This is a genomic window from Mesorhizobium sp. M5C.F.Ca.IN.020.32.2.1 (assembly GCF_004023105.1).
Taxonomy (GTDB): domain Bacteria; phylum Pseudomonadota; class Alphaproteobacteria; order Rhizobiales; family Rhizobiaceae; genus Mesorhizobium; species Mesorhizobium wenxiniae.
Genome location: NZ_RZSX01001117.1, coordinates 1 through 1,726 on the forward strand (window position 1 = coordinate 1; position 1,726 = coordinate 1,726).

2 protein-coding genes are annotated in these 1,726 nt (G+C 56.5%); one reads left to right on the top strand and one right to left on the bottom strand.

Features of this window, described 5'->3' with window-relative positions; all coding sequences use genetic code 11:
• A partial coding sequence (locus EOA86_RS33460) for a glycosyltransferase family A protein (protein ID WP_164892276.1) occupies positions 1 to 388 on the bottom strand: 388 nt, incomplete at its 3' end.
• 873 nt (positions 389 to 1,261) lie between these two features.
• On the opposite strand from EOA86_RS33460, the gene EOA86_RS33470 reads away from it, so the two are divergent.
• On the top strand, positions 1,262 to 1,726 hold a 465-nt coding region (locus EOA86_RS33470; protein WP_128345452.1), incomplete at its 3' end, for a hypothetical protein.

A 1,726-nucleotide genomic window follows, 5' to 3' on the forward strand; every position in this document is an offset into this window, starting at 1 on the left:
CGCCATCGGGCATCACGCGCCGGGAACCGCAATAGGCGGCGACCGCATCGGGCGCGGCTTCAAGTGCGGCCAGCATTTTCGCAAGGAAGCTGGCGTCCACCCAATCGTCCGCATCCAGGAACATGAGCCAGCGGCCGCGCGCTGTCGAGATCCCGCTATTGCGCGCGCCGGCGGCGCTATGCGCGCAAGAGCTCAACGTCCGAAACCGGGCATCGCGCTCCACATAACCGGCGACAATCGCGGCGGTGGCGTCCGTGGAGGCGTCGTCGACGACGATCGCCTCCCAGTCCATTATTTCCTGATCGAGAAGGCAATCGAGTGCGCGCGCCAGCGTTACCTCAGCGTTGTGCGCAGGAACCACGATTGAAACCAAGGGATTATGCACCACGCCGTCTTACCCGTGCCTGGTTCGAAGGTAGAACAAGAGTCCCGAAACATAGCCGGCGATTCCTGCCAAAGGGAACGGTCCTCAGGGACGCTGCGTCCAAACAGTCTCCTGCGAACTCTTCCTGTCGTGCTACCGATGCTGGAAGCCTGGCGCAGCATTCGCATCCGTGCCGCCGAGCTTGGGCGCCAGCTGTCGCAGATGCACGTCAAAGCCAAGCATGCCGCATACTCATGTCGATCCCCGGAGTCGGCACCATGACCACAAGCTGCGGTCCCTGGCACCGTATGAGTGCAACAGCTACGGCAGACTGACGTCTTTTGCAATCGGGGGCGCCGTAAATGCAAGCCCACTGAAGCTTTGGTGTGAATGACTGCCGTTATTGGGACAACCGCTCCCCTCCTGTCGACCGAAACGCCTCGATTCCGAGGTGCATTCTCGAACAGCCATTCTCCGTGCGAAAGAAGACCTCCCGTCTACCGTTGGGCCCGCATCGGAAGCGGATCGTCGCAGTATACAGCCGGGTGCGAGACAGTATGTGCGCCGCCAGATCAGCTAATTTAGATACTTCTAATGAGTCCGCGCTACTTAATTGCGCTCCAGTAGCTATAGCCGGAACATTGTATTACTCATTTCGATAGTAGATTGCGTCCAATGGTCGATTAGATTAGCCGGTTGTGGCTGCTATCACAAAGAGATGCGAGAGCGACACCAATCGGAACTCGTGCATTGCTGCTAGTCGAAGAGATGTAAAAGGGACGCACGAATTGGCTTACGTCAAGAAGATTCCGGCTTGCGAGCCGGGTATTTTGCTGACATGCTTGGGTGTTTTTGAGTTTTGCACTGTGGCAGGTGTTCAAATGAAGGGGCATAAGGATGGCTAAGGAATCTTCGAATACCGCTTCTTCAGCAAATAAAGCGGACGAAAATCTGATAAGTAATGCAGACGGAAACGGGCTGGCCTTCATGGGGGTCCAGGCTCGCGAGAGCGGGGTCTCCGGCGACGCTGTAGGTGTCGACAAGATACGTGATCTGCTGTTCGGCAACCAGATGCAGGACTACGACCGCCGTTTTTCCAAGCTTGAAGAACGGTTCTTGCAGCGCTTCAAGGATGTAGAATCCGAGGCCAAGCGCAATCTTGAAATGTACGAGTCAAATGCAAAGAAGCAGGTCGAATCGCTCGCGGCGCAATTGCGGAACGAAAAAGATGCACGAGCCGAGGCCGACAAGGAGATTGACCGGAATCTTCGTGAGCAAAATCAGGCGCTTGAAAAGCAGGTGCGCGCGTTGTCGGATCAATTGAGCGAGCTTGAGCGCGAAGTCGCGGACCGGATAAATCGA